The sequence below is a fragment of the Streptomyces sp. NPDC048664 genome (genome assembly GCF_040650555.1).
In the GTDB taxonomy this organism is placed as follows: Bacteria; Actinomycetota; Actinomycetes; order Streptomycetales; family Streptomycetaceae; genus Streptomyces.
This window is the reverse complement of sequence record NZ_JBEZHK010000001.1, coordinates 274,425-294,952: the sequence shown is the minus strand read 5'-3', so window position 1 is coordinate 294,952 and position 20,528 is coordinate 274,425. Positions and strand designations below refer to the sequence as shown.

The 20,528-nt window shown below is 70.8% G+C and carries 20 protein-coding genes; 17 read left to right on the top strand and 3 right to left on the bottom strand.

Annotated features, from left to right (window positions below; translation table 11 throughout):
* Nucleotides 1-53 precede the first annotated feature (53 nt).
* From AB0C59_RS01385 to AB0C59_RS01370, 4 genes are all read left to right on the top strand, one after another.
* The gene (locus tag AB0C59_RS01385; RefSeq protein WP_363000054.1) at nucleotides 54-779 is read left to right on the top strand and encodes an A24 family peptidase; all 726 of its coding nucleotides are present in this window, start codon (nucleotides 54-56) and stop codon (nucleotides 777-779) included.
* A 127-nt stretch (nucleotides 780-906) separates the two neighbouring features.
* The gene (gene mqnC, locus AB0C59_RS01380; protein ID WP_363000053.1) at nucleotides 907-2,121 is read left to right on the top strand and encodes a cyclic dehypoxanthinyl futalosine synthase; all 1,215 of its coding nucleotides are present in this window, start codon (nucleotides 907-909) and stop codon (nucleotides 2,119-2,121) included.
* 7 nt (nucleotides 2,122-2,128) lie between these two features.
* The gene (locus AB0C59_RS01375) at nucleotides 2,129-2,779 is read left to right on the top strand and encodes a hypothetical protein (protein ID WP_363000052.1); all 651 of its coding nucleotides are present in this window, start codon (nucleotides 2,129-2,131) and stop codon (nucleotides 2,777-2,779) included.
* A 59-nt stretch (nucleotides 2,780-2,838) separates the two neighbouring features.
* On the top strand, nucleotides 2,839-3,534 hold the full coding sequence (locus tag AB0C59_RS01370; RefSeq protein ID WP_363000051.1) for a demethylmenaquinone methyltransferase: 696 nt from the start codon (nucleotides 2,839-2,841) through the stop codon (nucleotides 3,532-3,534).
* Nucleotides 3,535-3,555: 21 nt separating this feature from the next.
* Here AB0C59_RS01370 and AB0C59_RS01365 read toward each other — a convergent pair whose 3' ends face one another.
* Together AB0C59_RS01365 and AB0C59_RS01360 are read right to left on the bottom strand one after the other, a co-directional pair.
* Complete coding sequence (locus tag AB0C59_RS01365) at nucleotides 3,556-3,894, bottom strand: PASTA domain-containing protein (RefSeq protein WP_363000050.1); 339 nt, start codon at nucleotides 3,892-3,894, stop codon at nucleotides 3,556-3,558.
* 133 nt (nucleotides 3,895-4,027) lie between these two features.
* The gene (locus AB0C59_RS01360; RefSeq protein ID WP_363000049.1) at nucleotides 4,028-4,534 is read right to left on the bottom strand and encodes a GNAT family N-acetyltransferase; all 507 of its coding nucleotides are present in this window, start codon (nucleotides 4,532-4,534) and stop codon (nucleotides 4,028-4,030) included.
* 156 nt (nucleotides 4,535-4,690) lie between these two features.
* On the opposite strand from AB0C59_RS01360, the gene AB0C59_RS01355 reads away from it, so the two are divergent.
* A complete protein-coding gene (locus AB0C59_RS01355) occupies nucleotides 4,691-5,980 on the top strand; it encodes a geranylgeranyl reductase family protein (protein WP_363000151.1) in 1,290 nt (429 codons plus the stop codon).
* 174 nt (nucleotides 5,981-6,154) lie between these two features.
* Here AB0C59_RS01355 and AB0C59_RS01350 read toward each other — a convergent pair whose 3' ends face one another.
* The gene (locus AB0C59_RS01350; protein ID WP_363000048.1) at nucleotides 6,155-6,955 is read right to left on the bottom strand and encodes a C40 family peptidase; all 801 of its coding nucleotides are present in this window, start codon (nucleotides 6,953-6,955) and stop codon (nucleotides 6,155-6,157) included.
* Nucleotides 6,956-7,732: 777 nt separating this feature from the next.
* Between AB0C59_RS01350 and AB0C59_RS01345 the strand changes: the two genes are divergently transcribed.
* From AB0C59_RS01345 to nuoL, 12 genes are read left to right on the top strand one after another with little or no spacing between them, the layout of a single operon-like run.
* Nucleotides 7,733-8,092: an NADH-quinone oxidoreductase subunit A gene (locus tag AB0C59_RS01345; protein ID WP_003992243.1), complete on the top strand. Its 360-nt coding sequence runs from the start codon at nucleotides 7,733-7,735 to the stop codon at nucleotides 8,090-8,092.
* Between the two features lie 13 nt (nucleotides 8,093-8,105).
* Nucleotides 8,106-8,660, top strand: coding sequence for an NADH-quinone oxidoreductase subunit B family protein (locus AB0C59_RS01340; RefSeq protein WP_363000047.1), 555 nt, complete (start codon nucleotides 8,106-8,108; stop codon nucleotides 8,658-8,660).
* Entirely contained in the window at nucleotides 8,657-9,442 is a 786-nt protein-coding gene (locus tag AB0C59_RS01335) for an NADH-quinone oxidoreductase subunit C (RefSeq protein WP_363000046.1), read from the top strand. Before AB0C59_RS01340 ends, AB0C59_RS01335 begins: the two co-directional genes overlap by 4 nt.
* Nucleotides 9,439-10,770, top strand: a complete 1,332-nt coding sequence (locus tag AB0C59_RS01330; RefSeq protein ID WP_363000045.1) for an NADH-quinone oxidoreductase subunit D — start codon at nucleotides 9,439-9,441, stop codon at nucleotides 10,768-10,770. The genes AB0C59_RS01335 and AB0C59_RS01330 overlap by 4 nt, the downstream gene beginning before the upstream one ends.
* Entirely contained in the window at nucleotides 10,767-11,639 is an 873-nt protein-coding gene (gene nuoE / locus AB0C59_RS01325; protein ID WP_363000044.1) for an NADH-quinone oxidoreductase subunit NuoE, read from the top strand. Before AB0C59_RS01330 ends, nuoE begins: the two co-directional genes overlap by 4 nt.
* Nucleotides 11,639-13,024, top strand: coding sequence for an NADH-quinone oxidoreductase subunit NuoF (nuoF, locus tag AB0C59_RS01320; RefSeq protein WP_363000043.1), 1,386 nt, complete (start codon nucleotides 11,639-11,641; stop codon nucleotides 13,022-13,024). Before nuoE ends, nuoF begins: the two co-directional genes overlap by 1 nt.
* The gene (locus tag AB0C59_RS01315) at nucleotides 13,021-15,525 is read left to right on the top strand and encodes an NADH-quinone oxidoreductase subunit G (RefSeq protein ID WP_363000042.1); all 2,505 of its coding nucleotides are present in this window, start codon (nucleotides 13,021-13,023) and stop codon (nucleotides 15,523-15,525) included. The genes nuoF and AB0C59_RS01315 overlap by 4 nt, the downstream gene beginning before the upstream one ends.
* Nucleotides 15,522-16,886: an NADH-quinone oxidoreductase subunit NuoH gene (nuoH, locus tag AB0C59_RS01310; protein ID WP_363000041.1), complete on the top strand. Its 1,365-nt coding sequence runs from the start codon at nucleotides 15,522-15,524 to the stop codon at nucleotides 16,884-16,886. Before AB0C59_RS01315 ends, nuoH begins: the two co-directional genes overlap by 4 nt.
* The gene (gene nuoI / locus AB0C59_RS01305; RefSeq protein ID WP_363000040.1) at nucleotides 16,879-17,481 is read left to right on the top strand and encodes an NADH-quinone oxidoreductase subunit NuoI; all 603 of its coding nucleotides are present in this window, start codon (nucleotides 16,879-16,881) and stop codon (nucleotides 17,479-17,481) included. Before nuoH ends, nuoI begins: the two co-directional genes overlap by 8 nt.
* Complete coding sequence (locus AB0C59_RS01300; RefSeq protein ID WP_363000039.1) at nucleotides 17,478-18,320, top strand: NADH-quinone oxidoreductase subunit J; 843 nt, start codon at nucleotides 17,478-17,480, stop codon at nucleotides 18,318-18,320. Before nuoI ends, AB0C59_RS01300 begins: the two co-directional genes overlap by 4 nt.
* On the top strand, nucleotides 18,317-18,616 hold the full coding sequence (nuoK, locus tag AB0C59_RS01295) for an NADH-quinone oxidoreductase subunit NuoK (RefSeq protein WP_076093711.1): 300 nt from the start codon (nucleotides 18,317-18,319) through the stop codon (nucleotides 18,614-18,616). The genes AB0C59_RS01300 and nuoK overlap by 4 nt, the downstream gene beginning before the upstream one ends.
* Before the next feature lie 15 nt (nucleotides 18,617-18,631).
* Complete coding sequence (gene nuoL / locus AB0C59_RS01290; RefSeq protein ID WP_363000038.1) at nucleotides 18,632-20,527, top strand: NADH-quinone oxidoreductase subunit L; 1,896 nt, start codon at nucleotides 18,632-18,634, stop codon at nucleotides 20,525-20,527.
* Nucleotide 20,528: the final 1 nt, after the last annotated feature.

Genomic DNA, 20,528 nt, shown 5'->3' with positions numbered 1-20,528 from the left:
GGGCGGGGGAACGGGGCCCGTTCGGCGGGGCGCGGCGTGCGTAGGGTGGGCGCGTGGACCTCGATCTCTGGCTGACCGCCGGCGCGGCGGTGTGGGGCGCGGCCGTCGGGACGCTGGTGCCCCGGGCCGCCTACCGGCTGTCCGTGGAGCCCGGGCAGCCGTGGCGGCAGGAGTGCCCCGACGGGCACCCCCTCGGCGGCTGGCTCGGTCCGGCGCGCTGCGCGCAGGGCACGGCGTACGGCCCCCTGACCGCGCTCGTGTGCGCGGTCACCGCCCTGGTCTGCGCCGCCCTCGCCCTGGCGACCGGCGCCCGGCCCGAACTCGTCGTCTGGCTGCTGCTGGCCCCCGCCGGAGTGCTGCTGGCGCTCGTGGACTTCCGGGTGCAGCGGCTGCCGGACGTGCTCACCCTGCCGGTGGCGGCCCTGGCCCTGGTCCTGCTCGGCGCCGCCGCCGTCCTGCCCCGGCACGCGGGCGACTGGCCCACCGCGCTGCTGGGCGCGCTCGTGCTCGGCGGCGTCTACTTCCTGCTCTTCCTCGTCAACCCGCGGGGCATGGGCTTCGGCGACGTCAAACTCGCCCTGGGCCTGGGCGCGGTGCTCGGCTGGTACGGCTGGCCCACCGTGGTGCTCGGGACGTTCGCCGGGTTCCTCCTGGGCGGGCTGTACGGGCTCTGGCTGGTCGTGCTCCGGCGGGCCGGGCGGCGGACCTCGATCCCCTTCGGCCCCTTCCTCATCGCGGGGGCCCTCGCGGGAGTCCTGGCCGGGGCGCACGCGGTCTGAGGGCGGGCGCGCACGGGCCGCGTGCCCCTGTGGGCCCCGCTCGGGCCGGTCGAGCCGCTGGCGTAGGCTGGTCCGGTCCGTCCGTGACCCTTACGTCCGTCCGTAATCCACCTGAAGGGGACGCCCGGTGACCGAGAAGGCCGACCTCACGCCCATTGATGTCACAGCCGTCCTCGACCGCGCCGCCGCAGGCGGACGGATCACCCCCGAAGAGGCGCTCGTCCTCTACCGGGACGCGCCGCTGCACGCGCTGGGCGCCGCCGCCGACGCCGTACGCCGCCGCAGGTACGCCGGCACCGAGCACATCGCGACGTACATCATCGAGCGGAACATCAACTACACGAACGTGTGCGTCACGGCGTGCAGGTTCTGCGCCTTCTACGCGGCCCCGAAGGACAAGGACAAGGGCTGGACCCGCGACCTGGACGACATCCTGCGCCGCTGCGCGGAGACCGTGGAGCTCGGCGGCACCCAGATCATGTTCCAGGGCGGCCACCACCCGGACTACGGCGTCGAGTACTACGAGAAGCACTTCCGGGCCATCAAGGACGCCTTCCCGCAGCTGGTCATCCACAGCCTGGGGGCGTCCGAGGTCGAGCACATGGCGCGGATCTCCGGGGTCTCGGTGCAGGAGGCCATCACGCGCATCCACGAGGCCGGGCTCGACTCCTTCGCCGGCGCCGGCGCCGAACTCCTGCCCGAGCGGCCGCGCAAGGCCATCGCCCCGCTCAAGGAGAGCGGCGAGCGCTGGCTGGAGATCATGGAGATCGCGCACGGCCTCGGCGTCGAGTCGACGTCCACCATGCTGATGGGCACGGGCGAGACCAACGCGGAGCGCATCGAGCACCTGCGCATGATCCGCGAGGTCCAGGACCGTACGGGCGGCTTCCGGGCCTTCATCCCGTACACCTACCAGCCCGAGAACAACCACCTGAAGGGCCGCACCCAGGCGACCCTGTTCGAGTACCTGCGGATGATCGCCATCGCCCGCCTGTTCCTGGACAACGTCCAGCACATCCAGGGCTCGTGGCTGACCACCGGCAAGGAGGTCGGCCAGCTCTCCCTGCACTACGGCGCGGACGACCTCGGCTCGATCATGCTGGAGGAGAACGTGGTGTCCTCCGCCGGGGCGAAGCACCGCTCGAACCGGCTGGAGATCATCGATCTGATCCGCAAGGCGGGTCGCGTCCCCGCCCAGCGGGCGACGACGTACGAGCACCTCGTCGTCCACGACGACCCGGCGAACGACCCGGTGGACGAGCGGGTCGCCTCCCACATCTCGTCCACGGCTCTCGCGGGGGGCACGGCGCACCCCGAGCTGAAGCTGCTCACCTCCAACTGACCCGCCCGTGCTGACGATCCACACCGCCGATCTCCTCCTCACCGGGGACCGGCGGCCCGCCCTGCCCGGCGGCGCCGTGCTGGTCGACGGCCGCGCGTGCGCGGACATCGGCCCGTGCGAGGAGCTGCTGGCGGCGTGTCCCACCGCCCGGGTCCGGCGCTGGTCGGGCCTCCTCACCCCGGGACTGCTCAACCCGTACGGGCCCGAACTGCTGGAGCAGGCCTATCACCCCGACCCCCGCGAGGCCGACGGCCTGGGCACCGGGCCCCTCACCGGCGCCGCCCTGGCCGCCCTGGCCATGAGCGACGCCCGCTGGGGCGCGAGCGCGCGGCGCGGGGTGCAGCGGATGCTGGCGCACGGGACGGTCGCCGTGGCGGGGGAGATGCGGCGGCCCGCCGTGGTGGACGCGGTGCGCCGGGCGGGGCTCGTGGTCCAGGAGCGCGTCGAGGCTCCCGTGCCGCCGCCGTCCCTGGACCCGCTGGCCGGACGCACCCTGGCGGAGGCGGCGGCGCTGCCGCTGCCGCCCCGCGGGGTCCTGGGCCAGGACGCGACCTTCGCCGTGTTCGACGTCCCGGACGAGGCCGCGCTCGCCGCACGCGGGGCGGGCACCTGTGTGGCCACGGTCGTCGCGGGGCGGCTGGTGCACCGGCGCCGCTGACCGGCGGCACGGCCCGGGCACCTGATCCGCGCCGGGACCGTACTGCCACAATGGGGACCGTGAGCCGAGCATCCCTGGACAAACAGCCGCACGAAGTCGCTTCGATGTTCGACGGCGTGGCGGAACGGTACGACCTCACCAACGACGTGCTGACGTTCGGCCTGGCCCGGGTGTGGCGCAAGGAGGTCGCCAAGGCCGTCGACGCGCGGCCCGCGCAGAAGATCCTGGACCTGGCGGCCGGCACCGCGACCTCGTCGCTCCCCTTCACGCGCTCGGGCGCCTACGTGGTGCCCTGCGACTTCTCGCCCGGCATGCTCCAGGTCGGCAAGAAGCGGAACCCGTGGATGCCGTTCACGGCGGGCGACGCGACGAGGCTGCCGTTCAAGGACGACACCTTCGACGCGGTGACCATCTCCTACGGGCTGCGCAACGTGCACGACACGGACGCGGCGCTGCGGGAGATGTACCGGGTGACCAAGCCCGGCGGGCGGGTCGTGATCTGCGAGTTCTCGTATCCGACCTGGGCGCCGTTCCGGATGGTCTACATGGAGTACCTGATGCGTGCGCTGCCGCCCGTGGCCCGCGCGGTGTCCTCCAACCCCGACGCGTACGTCTACCTCGCCGAGTCCATCCGCGCCTGGCCCGACCAGCCCGCCCTCGCCGAGCGGCTGCGCGGGGCCGGCTGGTCCGGTGTGGCCTGGCGCAACCTGACGGGCGGCATCGTCGCCCTGCACCGGGGCTTCAAGAAGAGCTGAGCGGCGGCCTGCGGGCCGCCCTCACCCGAGCACCTCGAACGCGTCGCCCGGCTCGGCCAGTTCCCGCCGCAGTCCGCCGGGCGGCGGCTTCGGCAGCCGTGGTTCCCGCACTCCGGCGCCCCCGCCGCCCTCGCCCCCGCCGCGGTCGAACCACACGGTGACGACGGCGCCGAGCGGCACCTCGGCGCCGGGCGACGGGTACTGCCGTACCACGTGGTCCACGACCGTGCGGTGGAAGTCCGGCCGGTCGGGCGCCGCGAGCAGGACGCCCAGCCGCGCGGCGGCCTCGCGCGCGTCCGCCGCCATCAGTCCGACCAGTCGCGGTACGCGTACTTCGGGTGTCTCGGGTGGTATGCGCACAGATGTCACCCCCAGCGGTACGGGCAGAGTAACCGCCGGGGGTGCCGTCCGGAAGCGTTCCGTGCCGTTCTGTGACACTCGCTCACGCAGCGTCAGTGCGCCGCGGTGTCCGGCCCCTCCTCCGCAACTCCCGTCACAGCTCCAGCCGGTAGCAGTGCGCCGGATCCCCCGATCCGGGACGCGGGAAACTCTCGGCCCGCTCCATGCCGAGGCGCCTGGCCACCGCCACCGACCGCTCGTTCCCGGCCATGACCATCGCCACCACCCTCGGCACGCCCGCCTCCCGCAGCCGCCGGATCGTGGCGAGCGCCGCCGCGGTGGCGTACCCCCTGCCCCAGTGCTCCCGCCCGAGCCGCCAGCCGATCTCGATCTCCCCCTGCGGGCCCCACGCGCCCGGCCAGGGCTGCGCCCCGGTGAAACCGAGGACCGCGCCCTCCTCGTCGAGCACGGTCCACAGGCAGTAGCCGCGCTCGGCGTCGTGCCGCCGCTGGCGGGCGGTGAGCTCCTCGTAGACGAAGAGTTCGGCGGCCCGGCCGCCGTGGAACCTCATGACCTCGGGGTCGTCGAAGACCCGGTGCCACGTGACGGCGTCCTCGTCGGTGGGGACGCGCAGCCGTACGGCGGGCAGAGCTCGGTTCACTGGGGCAGCCCTTCGGCAGGGGGATCGATACCGCTGAATAGACTGCCCATGTCCCGCGCCCGTCAGCACGCGCATCACGCCGAGGATCTCGGCACCGCCGCCGCTGCCGGCACGGGCGCCGTCCTCGTCACCTCCGAGTCTTGGGGAGAACCCGCCGTGACCGAGCCCCAGCCCCTCACCGAGCACACCGCCGATGTGATCGTCGTCGGGGCCGGACCAGCCGGTTCCACCACGGCGTACTACCTCGCGAAGGCGGGACTCGACGTCCTGCTGCTGGAGAAGACCGCCTTCCCGCGCGAGAAGGTGTGCGGTGACGGACTCACGCCCCGCGCCACCAAGCAGCTCGTCTCCATGGGCATCGACATCTCCGAGGAGGCGGGCTGGCTGCGCAACAAGGGCCTGCGCATCATCGGAGGCGGTGTGCGGCTCCAGCTGGACTGGCCCGACCTCGCCTCCTTCCCCGACTACGGGCTCGTCCGCAAGCGCGACGACTTCGACGAGCAACTCGCCCGCAACGCGCAGAAGGCGGGCGCGCGCCTGTACGAGCGCTGCACGGTGGGCGCCCCGATCACCGACGACCGCACCGGGCGCATCACGGGCGTGCACGCCAAGCTCGGCGAGGACAAGCGCGAGGTCACCTTCCACGCGCCGCTGGTCGTGGCCGCGGACGGCAACTCCTCGCGGCTGTCGCTGGCGATGGGCCTGCACCGCCGCGAGGACCGCCCGATGGGCGTCGCGGTCCGCACGTACTTCACCTCGCCGCGCCACGACGACGACTACCTGGAGTCCTGGCTGGAGCTGTGGGACCGGCGAGGCGCCCAGGACCGGCTGCTGCCGGGCTACGGCTGGATCTTCGGCATGGGCGACGGGACGTCGAACGTCGGCCTCGGCGTCCTGAACACCTCGACCTCCTTCAAGGAACTGGACTGGCGCGAGGTGCTGAAGGCCTGGTGCGCCTCGATGCCCGAGGACTGGGGCTACACCCCCGACAACATGACCGGCCCGATCCGCGGCGCGGCCCTCCCCATGGCCTTCAACCGCCAGCCGCACTACACCAAGGGCCTGCTGCTCGTCGGCGACGCGGGCGGCCTGGTGAACCCCTTCAACGGCGAGGGCATCGCGTACGCCATGGAGTCGGGCCAGATCGCGGCGGACGTCATCGTCCAGGCCGCCGCCCGGGCGACCCCCGCCCAGCGCGAACTGGCGCTGCACAACTACCCGAAGGTCCTCAAGGACACCTACGGCGGCTACTACACGCTGGGCCGCGCCTTCGTGAAGCTGATCGGCAACCCCAAGGTGATGAGGGTCGCGACGCAGCGGGGTCTGACCCATCCGATGCTGATGAGGTTCACGCTGAAGCTGCTGGCCAACCTGACGGACCCGACGGGCGGCGACGCGATGGACCGGGTGATCAACGGCCTGTCGAAGGTGGCCCCCAAGGCGTAGCCGCCGGGGGCGACCCCCGCCCGTACGAGTGAAGGCTGCTGCCACGACGGCCCGTGGCAACAGCCTTCACTCTTCTGTGTCCGTGTACTGGTGTGCCTCCACGCCCTGGGCGGGCGCGGAGGCAGGCTCAGGGGCCGCCGAGGGGTCCCAGGCCCCCGGGTGGCCCCTGGAGGGTCACAGGACCCGCACCGCGCCCGTCGGCGGGTCGTACGACAGCGGCTTCTCCACGACGCCGGTGGAGGGGTTCTGCGCGCCGACGAACTCGCCGCCGCCGACGTACACCGCCACGTGGTACGCGCTGCCCGCGCTGCCCCAGTAGAGGATGTCGCCCGGCTGCAGGTTGTCCAGCGAGACCTGGGTGCCCACGGTCGACTGGTCCTGCGAGACGCGCGGCAGGTCGACGCCCACCTGCTTGAACGCGGCCTGGACCAGGCCCGAGCAGTCCCACGTGTTCGGCCCGGTGCCGCCCGAGATGTAGGTGTCGCCTATCTGCGCCTTGACGAACGCGACGACCGCCGCGGCCGAACCGGTGGCCGTGGAGGGGCTCGACGCGGTGCTGCCGGAGGCGGCGAGTACCGTGCGCTCCGAGCTGCGCGAGGCCGCGGCCTCGGCGGTCTTGCGCTCGGCCTCGGCCTTGCGCTTGGCCTCCGCGGCCTTCTTCTTGGCCGTGGCGAGGTCCGCCTCGGCCTGCTTGGCGGCCTTCGCGGCGGCGGCGTCGCGCTCGGTCTGGAGCTGGTAGTTGTCCGCGTTCTGCTGGGTGGCTTCGGCGGACTGCGCGACCTGGGTCGACAGATCGGTGGTGAGCGTGGGGAGCTCAAGGGTCTGCGTCACCGGCTCGGCGGCGCTGGCTGAGGCCGATGCGCCGGCCGCGGCCAGGCTGAGAACGCCACCCGCGACTCCGGCCCGCATCGCGATCGTCGACGCGTTGCGGTTCCGGGGTTTCCGGTGGCTGCGTATGTGAGCGGTGTGGGACATGGGTACAAGCGGTATCAGGGGCTCCTCCATACCTTCAAGAAACGTGTGGTGCGCCACAGTTGTTCAACCGAGACCTCGAAACCCGGGTGCGCGGCTCTTTATTGACGCCGTAACGGGCATTACGGACAGCGATGATCAAGACTGTGATCATGGGGTTTCTTCGTTTGGTCCGTATTTGCTCCGCGCCTACCACTGGGCAGGACACGTGGCCAAGCCCGCTTTGTGGAGCATCCGTGGCCGTGTGACGCAGGTCACGGAACGGCCCCCGTCGTGGCGGCGTCCCGCGCGGGCGTCGCGTCGCGTGCCGGTCGGCGGGTGCGCGCGCTCGCGAACCCCCGTCGCTCGTGAACCCGTGCACACGTCCACTTCCGTCCCCGGTCCTCCCTCTCACGTGTGAACGGGTGCCTTTATCAAGGGATCTGGTCCAGCGCCAATTTGCCTGCCCGGCGCTTGGCTTGATAATGCGCCACGCCTCCGACCAGCGGTGATGAGCGAAAATGTCACCCCTTGGTGATCACTTGACTGCTTCGCGTATGTAGATCACCGCTCATCCGACTTCATGATCCTTCGCCGGGTGGTGGAGATCACAAAGTACGTGAGGACCCCCGTGTCGCAGATCACACACCGGCGGGCATAGGATGCGGGGCAGTTGGGCTTGTGACCTGCTTCACATGTACGCGATCTTCGCCGGGGCGAGTGGGGCTCGTGGGACGGACGGGGCGGGTGTGAGTCCACGGCAAACCGCCAGTCAGTGCCGACTGAGAGGAGCGAGGAGCGGTGAACGCCTATGCGCCCATCCTCGTACTGGGAGCCCTCGGGGCAGGCTTTGCGATCTTCTCCGTGGTCATGGCCACGCTGATCGGTCCGAAGCGGTACAACCGCGCCAAGCTCGAAGCCTACGAGTGCGGAATCGAGCCGACCCCCACGCCGGCCGGCGGCGGGCGTTTCCCGATCAAGTACTACCTGACGGCGATGCTCTTCATCGTCTTCGACATCGAGATCGTCTTCCTCTACCCGTGGGCCGTCACCTTCGACGCCCTCGGGATCTTCGGGCTCGTGGAGATGCTGCTCTTCGTGCTCACCGTCTTCGTCGCCTACGCCTACGTATGGCGACGCGGCGGTCTGGAATGGGACTGAGGGGCCTTTAGTCATGGGACTCGAAGAAAAGCTGCCGAGCGGATTCCTTCTGACCACCGTCGAGCAGGCCGCGGGCTGGGTGCGCAAGGCGTCCGTCTTCCCCGCCACCTTCGGCCTCGCCTGCTGCGCCATCGAGATGATGACCACCGGCGCGGGCCGCTACGACCTGGCGCGCTTCGGCATGGAGGTCTTCCGCGGCTCGCCCCGCCAGGCGGACCTCATGATCGTGGCGGGCCGGGTCAGCCAGAAGATGGCGCCCGTCCTGCGGCAGGTCTACGACCAGATGCCCAGCCCCAAGTGGGTGATCTCCATGGGGGTCTGCGCGTCCTCGGGCGGCATGTTCAACAACTACGCGATCGTCCAGGGCGTCGACCACATCGTCCCCGTGGACATCTACCTGCCCGGCTGTCCGCCGCGGCCCGAGATGCTGATGGACGCGATCCTCAAGCTGCACCACAAGATCCAGAACTCCAAGCTCGGCGTCAACGCCGAGGAGGCGGCCCGGGAGGCGGAGGAAGCGGCGCTCAAGGCCCTCCCGATGATCGAGATGAAGGGGCTGCTGCGATGAGCGACGGATCGAACACACCGGGCGACAGCGCGAACGGCGCGAACGGGTCCGCGCGCGGCAACGGCGTCAACCCCGAGAAGGACCTCGCGGCCGCGAACCTCCCCGGCATGCGCGGCGCGGGCGGCGAGGAGATCCGCGTCCAGCGCGGCATGTTCGGCGCCGCCGGCGGCGCCGACACCTCCGGCTACGGCGGCCTCGTCCGCTCGATCCGGCTCCCGGGCGCGGCCACCCGCCCCTACGGCGGCTGGTTCGACGAGGTCGCCGACGAGCTGGAGGGCGCCCTGGAGGAACAGGGCCTCGTCGTCGGCAACGCCCTGGACCGGACGGTCGTCGACCGCGGCGAGCTGACGTTCCACGTCGAACGCGAGTACCTGGTCACCGTCGCCCAGACCCTCCGCGACGACCCCGCGCTGCGCTTCGAGCTGTGCACGGGCGTGAGCGGAGTGCACTACCCCGGTGACAAGGGCCGCGAGCTGCACGCCGTCTACCACCTGCGCTCGATCACCCACAACCGGTTGATCCGGCTGGAGGTCAGCGCCCCCGACAGCGACCCGCACATCCCCTCGCTCGTCGGCGTCTACCCCACCAACGACTGGCACGAGCGCGAGACCTACGACTTCTTCGGCCTGGTCTTCGACGGGCACCCCGCGCTGACGCGGATCATGATGCCCGACGACTGGCAGGGCTTCCCGCAGCGCAAGGACTACCCCCTCGGCGGCATCCCCATCGAGTACAAGGGCGCCCAGATCCCGGCTCCGGACCAGCGGAGGTCCTACTCATGAGCACGCAGACTCCGTCCTCCGCCTCCTCGCGCGAGACGACCGAGGGCATCGTCCACACGGTGACCGGCGGCGACTGGGACGAGGTCGTCCGGTCCGCGGCCCGCGCCGACGACGAACGCCTCATCGTCAACATGGGGCCCCAGCATCCGTCCACGCACGGCGTGCTCCGGCTCATCCTGGAGATCGACGGCGAGACCGTCACCGAGGCCCGCTGCGGCATCGGCTACCTCCACACCGGCATCGAGAAGAACCTCGAGTACCGCACGTGGACCCAGGGCACCACGTTCGTGACGCGCATGGACTACCTGACGCCGTTCTTCAACGAGACGGCCTACTGCCTCGCGGTCGAGAAACTCCTCGGCATCGAGGACGAGGTACCGGACCGCGCCACGATCCTGCGGGTGCTCCTGATGGAGCTGAACCGGATGTCGTCGCACCTGGTGTGCATCGCCACCGGCGGTATGGAACTCGGCGCGACCACCATCATGATCTACGGCTTCCGCGACCGCGAACTGATCCTCGACATCTACGAGCTGATCACCGGCCTGCGGATGAACCACGCCTTCGTCCGGCCCGGCGGCCTCGCCCAGGACCTGCCGCCCGGCGCGGTCGACCAGATCCGCGAGTTCGTCAAGAAGATGAAGAAGAACCTCCCGGAGTACGACAAGCTCGCCACCGGGAACCCCATCTTCAAGGCCCGCATGCAGGACATCGGCTACCTCGACCTGGCCGGCTGCATGGCCCTCGGAGTCACCGGCCCGATCCTGCGCTCCGCGGGCCTGCCGCACGACCTGCGCAAGACCCAGCCCTACTGCGGCTACGAGACCTACGACTTCGACGTCCCGACCGCCGACACCTGCGACGCCTACGGCCGCTTCCTGATCCGCCTGGAGGAGATGCGCCAGTCGCTCAGGATCGTCGAGCAGTGCCTGGACCGGCTGCAGCCCGGCCCGGTCATGGTCGCCGACAAGAAGATCGCCTGGCCGGCCCAGCTCGCCCTGGGACCGGACGGGCTCGGCAACTCCCTCGACCACATCAAGAAGATCATGGGCACCTCCATGGAGGCCCTGATCCACCACTTCAAGCTGGTGACCGAGGGCTTCCGCGTCCCGCCGGGCCAGGCGTACACGGCAGTCGAGTCGCCCAAGGGCGAACTCGGCGTGCACGTCGTGTCCGACGGCGGCACCCGTCCCTACCGGGTCCACTTCCGCGACCCGTCCTTCACCAATCTTCAGGCCATGGCGGCGATGTGCGAGGGCGGCCAGGTCGCCGACGTGATCGTCGCCGTCGCGTCCATCGACCCCGTGATGGGAGGCGTCGACCGGTGACCACCAGTTCTTCGGAGCGGGGCGTCAGCCTGGGCATGCCCGAACTGCCCGCGCCCGACTACCCGGACGACGTGCGAGCCCGGCTGGAGGCGGACGCGCGCGAGATCATCGCGCGCTACCCCGACTCCCGTTCCGCGCTCCTGCCGCTGCTGCATCTCGTGCAGTCGCAGGAAGGGCATGTCACACGCACCGGGATGCGGTTCTGCGCGGACCTGCTCGACCTGACCACGGCCGAGGTCACCGCGGTCGCCACCTTCTACACCATGTACCGCCGGGGGCCCGGCGGCGACTACCAGGTGGGCGTCTGCACCAACACCCTCTGCGCCGTGATGGGCGGGGACGCGATCTTCTCCGCCCTCCAGGACCACCTCGGCGTCGGCAACGGCGGGACCACCGAGGACGGCAAGGTCACCCTGGAGCACATCGAGTGCAACGCGGCCTGCGACTTCGCGCCGGTCGTGATGGTCAACTGGGAGTTCTTCGACAACCAGACCCCCGACGGCGCCAAGCGGCTGGTGGACGACCTGCGGGCGGGACGCCCGGTCCAGCCCACCCGGGGCGCCCCGCTGTGCACCTTCAAGGAGACCTCCCGGATCCTCGCCGGCTTCCCCGACGAACGGGACGGCGCCACCGAGGCGACCGGCGGCGCGGGTCCCGCCTCCCTCGTCGGACTGCGGCTGGCGAAGGGGGAGACCGGCGCCGCGCGCGTGGTGCACCCGCGCGACGGAGGTCCGCACGACGAACAGCGCGAGGGCCGGGCGCACGAGGCCTCGCCGGGCGAGCACCTCAGCTCGCACGACGCCCCGCAGGACACATCGGCCTCCGACCCCGCCCATCCGGCGGGTCCCGTCGCAGAGGAGGGGGAGTGATGACGGTGACCACCGAGGACGGAGGCACCTCCCGCGCCGGCCGGTTCGAGGGCGACGGGGACAGCAGCGCCGAGAAGCTGCTGGTCCCGGTGCTGTCGGCCTTCTGGGACGAGGAGGAGCCCTGGACGCTGGACACCTACCGGCGGCACGAGGGGTACGAGGGGCTGCGCAAGGCGCTCGCCATGTCGCCCGACGACCTGATCGCCTACGTCAAGGACTCGGGGCTGCGCGGCCGCGGGGGCGCGGGATTCCCGACGGGGATGAAGTGGCAGTTCATCCCGCAGGGCGACGGCAAACCGCACTACCTGGTGGTCAACGCCGACGAGTCGGAGCCCGGGACCTGCAAGGACATCCCGCTCCTCTTCGCCAACCCGCACAGCCTCATCGAGGGCATCGTCATCGCGTGCTACGCGATCAGGTCCTCGCACGCCTTCATCTACCTGCGGGGCGAGGTCGTCCCCGTGCTGCGGCGGCTGCACTCGGCCGTGCGCGAGGCCTATGAGGCCGGCTACCTCGGCAAGGACGTCCTGGGCAGCGGCCTCGACCTCGAACTCACCGTGCACGCGGGCGCGGGCGCGTACATCTGCGGTGAGGAGACCGCGCTGCTCGACTCCCTGGAGGGCCGGCGCGGCCAGCCGCGACTGCGTCCCCCCTTCCCGGCCGTCGCGGGCCTGTACGCGTGCCCCACCGTCGTGAACAACGTGGAGTCGATCGCGTCGGTTCCCGCGATCCTGAACCGGGGCAAGGACTGGTTCCGTTCGATGGGCAGCGAGAAGTCCCCGGGCTTCACCCTCTACTCCCTCAGCGGCCATGTGGCGAGCCCCGGCCAGTACGAGGCCCCGCTCGGCATCACCCTGCGCCAGCTGCTCGACATGAGCGGCGGCATGCGGCCCGGCCACCGCCTCAAGTTCTGGACGCCGGGCGGCTCCTCGACGCCCATGTTCACCGACGAGCACCTCGACGTCCCGCTGGACTACGAGGGTGTGGGCGCCGCCGGCTCCATGCTCGGCACCAAGGCCCTGCAGTGCTTCGACGAGACGACCTGCGTGGTCCGCGCCGTCACCCGCTGGACCGAGTTCTACGCCCACGAGTCCTGCGGCAAGTGCACGCCCTGCCGCGAGGGGACCTACTGGCTCGTCCAGCTGCTGCGGGACATCGAGGCGGGCAAGGGCGCGATGTCCGACCTCGACAAGCTCGCCGACATCGCCGACAACATCAACGGCAAGTCCTTCTGCGCCCTCGGCGACGGCGCCGCCTCGCCGATCTTCTCCTCCCTCCAGTACTTCCGCGCGGAGTACGAGGACCACATCACGGGCCGGGGCTGCCCTTTCGACCCCGCCCAGTCCACGGCCTGGGCGGACAAGCCCGCGGAGGTGACCGCATGACCGTGACCACCAGCGCTCCCACGGGAGGGGGCCAGGCGGCCGTCCCGCCCGAGGACCTCGTCACGCTGACGATCGACGGCGCCGAGATCAGCGTGCCCAAGGGCACCCTGGTCATCCGCGCCGCCGAGCAGCTCGGCATCGAGATCCCCCGGTTCTGCGACCACCCGCTGCTCGACCCGGCGGGTGCCTGCCGCCAGTGCATCGTCGAGGTCGAGGGCCAGCGCAAGCCCATGGCGTCCTGCACGATCACCTGCACGGACGGGATGGTGGTGAAGACCCACCTCACCTCGCCCGCGGCCGAGAAGGCCCAGAAGGGTGTGATGGAGCTGCTGCTCATCAACCACCCGCTGGACTGCCCGGTCTGCGACAAGGGCGGCGAGTGCCCGCTGCAGAACCAGGCCATGTCGCACGGCAACGCCGAGTCCCGGTTCGAGGGCCGCAAACGGACGTACGAGAAGCCCGTCGCCATCTCCACACAGGTGCTGCTCGACCGGGAGCGGTGCGTGCTGTGCGCGCGCTGCACCCGGTTCTCGAACCAGATCGCGGGCGATCCGATGATCGAACTGGTCGAGCGGGGCGCCCTCCAGCAGGTCGGCACCGGCGAGGGCGACCCCTTCGAGTCCTACTTCTCCGGGAACACCATCCAGATCTGCCCGGTGGGCGCGCTCACCTCGGCGGCCTACCGCTTCCGCTCCCGCCCCTTCGACCTGGTGTCCTCGCCGTCCGTGTGCGAGCACTGCTCCTCGGGCTGCGCCACCCGCACCGACCACCGGCGCGGCAAGATCATGCGGCGCCTGGCCGCGAACGACCCCGAGGTCAACGAGGAGTGGATCTGCGACAAGGGGCGGTTCGCGTTCCGCTACGCCCAGCTGAGGGACCGGATCGACACCCCGCTGGTCCGGGGCCGCTCCGGTGAACTGGAGCCCGCCTCCTGGCCCCAGGCCCTGGAGGCCGCCGCCCACGGTCTGCTCCAGGCACGGGGCCGGGCCGGTGTGCTGACCGGCGGACGGCTCACCGTCGAGGACGCCTACGCGTACTCCAAGTTCGCCCGGGTGGCCCTGGAGACCAACGACATCGACTTCCGCGCCCGGGTGCACAGCGCCGAGGAGGCCGACTTCCTGGCCGCCCGCGTCGCGGGCCGCGGCCGGGACCTCGACGGCACCGGCGTCACCCACACCGCACTGGAGCAGGCGCCCGCCGTCCTGCTCGTGGGATTCGAGTCCGAGGAGGAGGCGCCCGGGGTCTTCCTGCGGCTGCGCAAGGCCTGGCGCCGTCACGGACAGCAGGTCTTCTCGCTGGCCACGCACGCCACCCGGGGCCTGACGAAGGCCGGGGGCACCCTGCTGCCTGCCGCGCCCGGCACCGAGACCGAGTGGTTGGACGCGCTGGCCGGCAAGGTCGGCCTGGACGAGGACGGCAGGCGGGCCGCCGAGGCCCTGCGCACGAGCGGCTCCGTGATCATCGTCGGCGAACGCCTCGCCGGCGTCGCCGGAGGACTGACGGCCGCCGTCCGCACCGCCGCCGCGACCGGCGCCGCACTGGTCTGGATCCCGCGCCGGGCCGGGGAGCGCGGCGCGATCGAGGTGGGCGCGCTGCCCACGCTGCTGCCGGGCGGACGCCCGGCCACCGACCCCCGCGCGCGCGACGAGGTCGCCGCCGTGTGGCACCTGCCCGAACTCCCGCTCGGCCACGGCCGGGACACGAGCCAGATCCTGGCGGCGGCCACGACCGGCGAACTGAGCGCCCTGGTGGTCGCCGGGGTCGGCGTCGCCGACCTGCCCGACCCGGCACGCGCGCGTGAGGCGCTGTCCGCGGTGGACTTCCTCGTCTCGCTGGAACTGCGACCGAGCGAGGTCACCGAGCAGGCGGACGTGGTGCTGCCGGTCGCGGCGGCCCCCGAGAAGGCCGGCACCTTCCTGAACTGGGAAGGCCGCGCGCGGATGTTCGACGCCGCGCTCAAGCCGGAGCAGATGACGCGCTCGCTGGCGCCCACCGACCTGCGCGTCCTGCAGATGCTCGCCGACGCCATGGACGTCCACCTGGGGCTGCCCGACCTGCGCACCGCGCGCGCCGAACTGGACCGGCTCGGCACCTGGGACGGTCCGGGAGCCGCCAACCCGCTGGAGATCGGCACGCAACCGCCGCGCCCGGCGGCCGGGGAGGCGGTGCTCGCCGGCCACCGGCTGCTGCTCGACCTCGGCCGCCTCCAGGAGGGCGACGACGCGCTCGCCGGCACGCGGCACGCGGCACGCGCGCGGGTGTCGGCCGCCACCGCCGCGGAGTCGGGCGTCAAGGACGGCGACGCCCTGGCGGTGACCGGCCCCGCCGGCACCGTCGCCCTCCCGCTGCAGATCACCGACATGCCCGACCGCGTCGTCTGGCTCCCGCTGAACTCCACGGGTGGCGGCGTCGCCTCCGACACCGGGGCACAGCCCGGCACCCTCGTCCGCATCGGCCCGGCGACCGCAGACACCGGCGCCCCCAAGGAGGTGGAGGCATGAGCCCGTATCTCGCCGCCCAGGACCTCTCCATGTTCGGCCGCGACCCATGGTGGCTGGTCGTCGTCAAGGCGGTGTTCTGCTTCGCCTTCCTGATGGTGACCGTGCTGTTCTCCATCGTGTGGGAGCGCAAGGTCGTCGCCTGGATGCAGCTGCGCATCGGCCCCAACCGGCACGGCCCCTGGGGCATGCTCCAGTCGCTCGCCGACGGCGTGAAGCTGATGCTCAAGGAAGACGTCATCGTCAAGCGCGCGGACAAGGTGGTCTACGTCCTCGCGCCGATCGTGGCGGCCGTCCCGGCCTTCATGGCGATCGCGGTGATCCCTTTCGGACCCGCCGACAACGAGATCTCGATCTTCGGCCACCGCACCACGATGCAGCTCACCGACCTGCCGATCGCGATGCTCTACATCCTCGCGGTCGCCTCGGTCGGCATCTACGGCATCGTCCTGGCGGGCTGGAGCTCGGGATCCACCTACCCGCTGCTCGGCGGTCTGCGCTCCTGCGCGCAGATGATCTCCTACGAGATCGCCATGGGCGCCGCGTTCGCCTCCGTGTTCCTCTACTCCGGCTCGATGTCGACGTCCACGATCGTGGAGCAGCAGCACGACCGCTGGTACATCCTGCTGCTGCCGGTGTCCTTCGTCATCTACATCGTCACGATGGTGGGCGAGACCAACCGCGCGCCCTTCGACATGCCGGAGTCCGAGGGCGACCTGGTCGGCGGCTTCAACACCGAGTACTCCTCGATCAAGTTCGCGATGTTCATGCTCGCCGAGTACGTGAACATGGTGACCGTCTCGGCCGTGTCGACCACGCTCTTCCTGGGCGGCTGGCGGGCACCCTGGCCGATCAGCTCCTTCTGGGCGGGAGCCAACCAGGGCTGGTGGCCGCTGCTCTGGTTCGTCATCAAGGTCCAGCTGCTGCTGTTCTTCTTCATCTGGCTGCGCGGCACCCTGCCCCGCGTCCGCTACGACCAGCTGATGAAGCTCGGCTGGAAGGTGCTCATCCCGATCTCCGTGGTCTGGCTGATGCTCGTCGCGACCATGCGGGCCCTGCGCAACGAGCACTACGGATTCGGCGACATCGCCCTGTACGTGGCGGGCGGCGTCCTGACGTTGCTGCTGCTGTCGTTCGTCATCGACATGTTCCGCCAGAAGGCCAAGGAGGGCGGGCCGGACGCCGAACAGCCCGCCGCGTTCGACCCGATGGCGGGCGGGTTCCCCGTGCCGCCGCTGCCGGGACAGACCCTTCCGCCGGTGCCGCGACGCCGCTCGCACCGGGAGCGGGAGCTGATTGTCAGTGGTGGGTCGGACACTGTCAGTGACGGATCTTCGGATGGAAAGGAGGCGTCCGATGGCTGAGGAGCCCAAGGAGACCGCACCCGGTTTCCAGAACCCCGTGGCCGGCTTCGGCGTGACCTTCAAGGCCATGTTCAAGAAGCGGCTGACCGAGCAGTACCCGGAGCAGAAGAAGACCACGGCCCCGCGGTTCCACGGACGGCACCAGCTCAACCGCCATCCGGACGGCCTGGAGAAGTGCGTCGGCTGCGAGCTGTGCGCCTGGGCCTGCCCCGCCGACGCGATCTACGTGGAGGGCGCGGACAACACGGAGGAGGAGCGCTACTCGCCGGGCGAGCGGTACGGGCGGGTCTACCAGATCAACTACGCCCGCTGCATCCTGTGCGGGCTGTGCATCGAGGCCTGCCCCACGCGCGCGCTGACCATGACGAACGAGTTCGAGCTGGCGGACTCCAGCCGCGCCGACCTCATCTACACCAAGGAGCAGCTGCTCGCCGGTCTGGAGGAGGGCATGGTCGACACGCCCCACGCCATCTTCCCGGGGACGGACGAGCAGGACTACTACCGGGGCCTGGTGACGGAGGCCGCGCCGGGCACCGAGCGGCAGCAGGCCGCCTCCCAGGGCGAGAAGCCGCAGGAACAGGGGGCCGACGCATGAGCGCGCAGCTCGCCGCCTACGCCACCTCCACCGGAGAGGCCTTCCAGTTCTGGGTCCTCGGCACGGTCGCGGTGATCGGCGCCCTGTGCACCGTCTTGATGAAGAAGGCCGTGCACAGCGCGCTCTGCCTGGCCGGCACCATGATCGTGCTGGCGATCTTCTACCTCGCCAACGGCGCCTACTTCCTCGGGATCGTGCAGATCGTCGTCTACACCGGCGCGATCATGATGCTGTTCCTGTTCGTGGTGATGCTGGTCGGCGTCACGGCGGCCGACTCCCTCAAGGAGACCATCAAGGGGCAGCGCTGGCTGGCCCTGGTGTGCGGGGTCGGCTTCGGCGTCCTGCTCCTCGCGGGCATCGCCAACGCCTCCCTGAAGGACTTCGACGGCGTGGGCCGGGCGAACGCGAACGGCAACGTGGAGGGCCTGGCCGCCCTCATCTTCACCAAGTACGTGTTCGCCTTCGAGATCACCGGCGCCCTGCTGATCACGGCCGCGGTCGGCGCCATGGTGCTCACCCACCGGGAGCGCACCGAGCGGGCCATGACCCAGCGGGAGCTGTCCGAGCAGCGGGTGCGGGAGGGCACGCAGCTCCCGCCGCTGCCCGCCCCCGGCGTGTACGCCCGGCACAACGCGGTGGACGTCGCCGGTCTCCTGCCGGACGGCACCCCGTCCGAGCTGTCCGTCAGCAAGACGTTGCGCGACCGCGGCCAGGTCCGTGACGTGTCCGAGCGGGCGATCTCCGATCTGCGGGCGCTGGAGCAGCGCACGGCCGAACGCCTGGAGCGGACCGGGGACGAGCGGCCCGCGCCCAAGAGGACCGAGGAGGCGTCGAAGTGAACCCGGTCAACTATCTCTATCTCGCCGCCCTGTTGTTCACGATCGGTGCCACAGGGGTGCTGATCAGGCGGAACGCGATCGTGGTGTTCATGTGCATCGAGCTGATGCTCAACGCCTGCAACCTCGCCTTCGTCACCTTCTCCCGGCTGCACGGCAACCTGGACGGCCAGATCATCGCGTTCTTCACGATGGTCGTCGCCGCCGCGGAGGTCGTGGTCGGGCTGGCGATCATCGTGTCGCTGTTCCGCACCCGCCACTCGGCCTCGGTCGACGACGCCAGCCTGATGAAGCTGTAAGGGGTCGGAATCATCGTGGAGAACCTGATTGCGCTGCTGATCGCGGCGCCCCTGCTCGGAGCGGCCGTCCTGCTGTGCGGCGGCCGCAGGCTGGACGCGGCCGGCCACTGGATCGGCACGGCGCTCGCCGTCGTCTCGTTCCTGTTCGGCGCCGCCCTCTTCAGCGACATGCTGGGCAGGGCGGCGGACCACCGGACCCTGACCCAGCACCTGTTCAGCTGGATCCCGGTGGCCGGCTTCCAGGCCGACGCCACCCTGCGGCTCGACCAGCTGTCGATGACGTTCGTCCTGCTGATCACCGGTGTCGGCTCGCTCATCCATGTGTACTCGATCGGATACATGGAGCACGACGAGCGCCGGCGCCGCTTCTTCGGCTATCTGAACCTGTTCCTCGCGGCGATGCTGCTGCTCGTCCTCGCCGACAACTACCTGCTGCTGTACGTCGGCTGGGAAGGTGTCGGTCTCGCGTCGTACCTGCTGATCGGCTTCTGGCAGCACAAGCCCAGCGCGGCGACCGCGGCGAAGAAGGCGTTCCTCGTCAACCGCGTCGGCGACATGGGCCTGTCGATCGCGATCATGCTGATGTTCACGACGTTCGGGACCTTCGCCTTCGGACCGGTCCTCGCCGCCGCTGACAAGGGCGGCGAGGGCAGGGCCACCGCCATCGCCCTGATGCTGCTGCTCGCCGCGTGCGGCAAGTCGGCCCAGGTGCCGCTGCAGTCCTGGCTCGGGGACGCGATGGAGGGCCCGACCCCGGTCTCGGCCCTCATCCACGCCGCCACGATGGTGACCGCGGGCGTGTACCTGATCGTCCGCTCGGGCGCGATCTTCAACGCCGCCCCCGACGCCCAGCTGGTCGTCACCGTCGTGGGAGCGGTCACGCTCCTGTTCGGTGCGATCGTCGGTTGCGCGAAGGACGACATCAAGAAGGCGCTGGCCGGCTCGACGATGTCGCAGATCGGCTACATGGTGCTCGCCGCGGGCCTCGGCCCCATCGGCTACGTCTTCGCGATCATGCACCTGGTGACGCACGGCTTCTTCAAGGCCGGGCTGTTCCTCGGCGCCGGCTCGGTCATGCACGGCATGAACGACGAGGTCGACATGCGCCGGTACGGCGGCCTGCGGACCTACATGCCGGTCACCTTCGTCACCTTCGGCCTCGGCTATCTCGCCATCATCGGCTTCCCGGGCCTGTCCGGCTTCTTCTCCAAGGACAAGATCATCGAGGCGGCCTTCGCCAAGGGCGGCACCGAGGGCTGGATCCTGGGCGGAGCCGCCCTGCTCGGCGCGGCCATCACCGCGTACTACATGACGCGCGTGATGCTGATGACGTTCTTCGGCGACAAGCGCTGGCAGCCGGACGCGGACGGCCACGAGCCGCGTCCCCACGAGTCGCCCGGTGTGATGACGATCCCCATGATCGTGCTGGCCTTCGGCTCGGTGTTCGCGGGCGGGTTCTTCTCCATCGGCGACCGTTTCCTGCACTGGCTGGAGCCGGTCACCGGGCACTCCGAGGGCGACTCGCCGGTCAGTGCCACGACCGTCACCATCGCCACCATGGTGCTGCTCGTCGTCGGCGTGGGCATCGCCTACGCGCAGTACGGCCGCCGACCGGTCCCGGCCGTCGCCCCGCGGGGCTCGCTGCTGACCCGGGCCGCGCGGCGCGATCTGCTCCAGGACGACTTCAACCACGTGGTCCTCGTGCGCGGCGGGGAGCACCTCACCCGCTCCCTGGTGTACATGGACCACACCCTGGTCGACGGCGTCGTCAACGGCACGGCGGCCTCGGTCGGCGGCCTCTCCGGCCGGCTCCGCCGACTGCAGAACGGCTACGCGCGGTCGTACGCCGTCTCGATGTTCGGCGGCGCGGCGGTACTCGCCGCCGTCACCCTGCTGATGAGGGCGGTCTGAT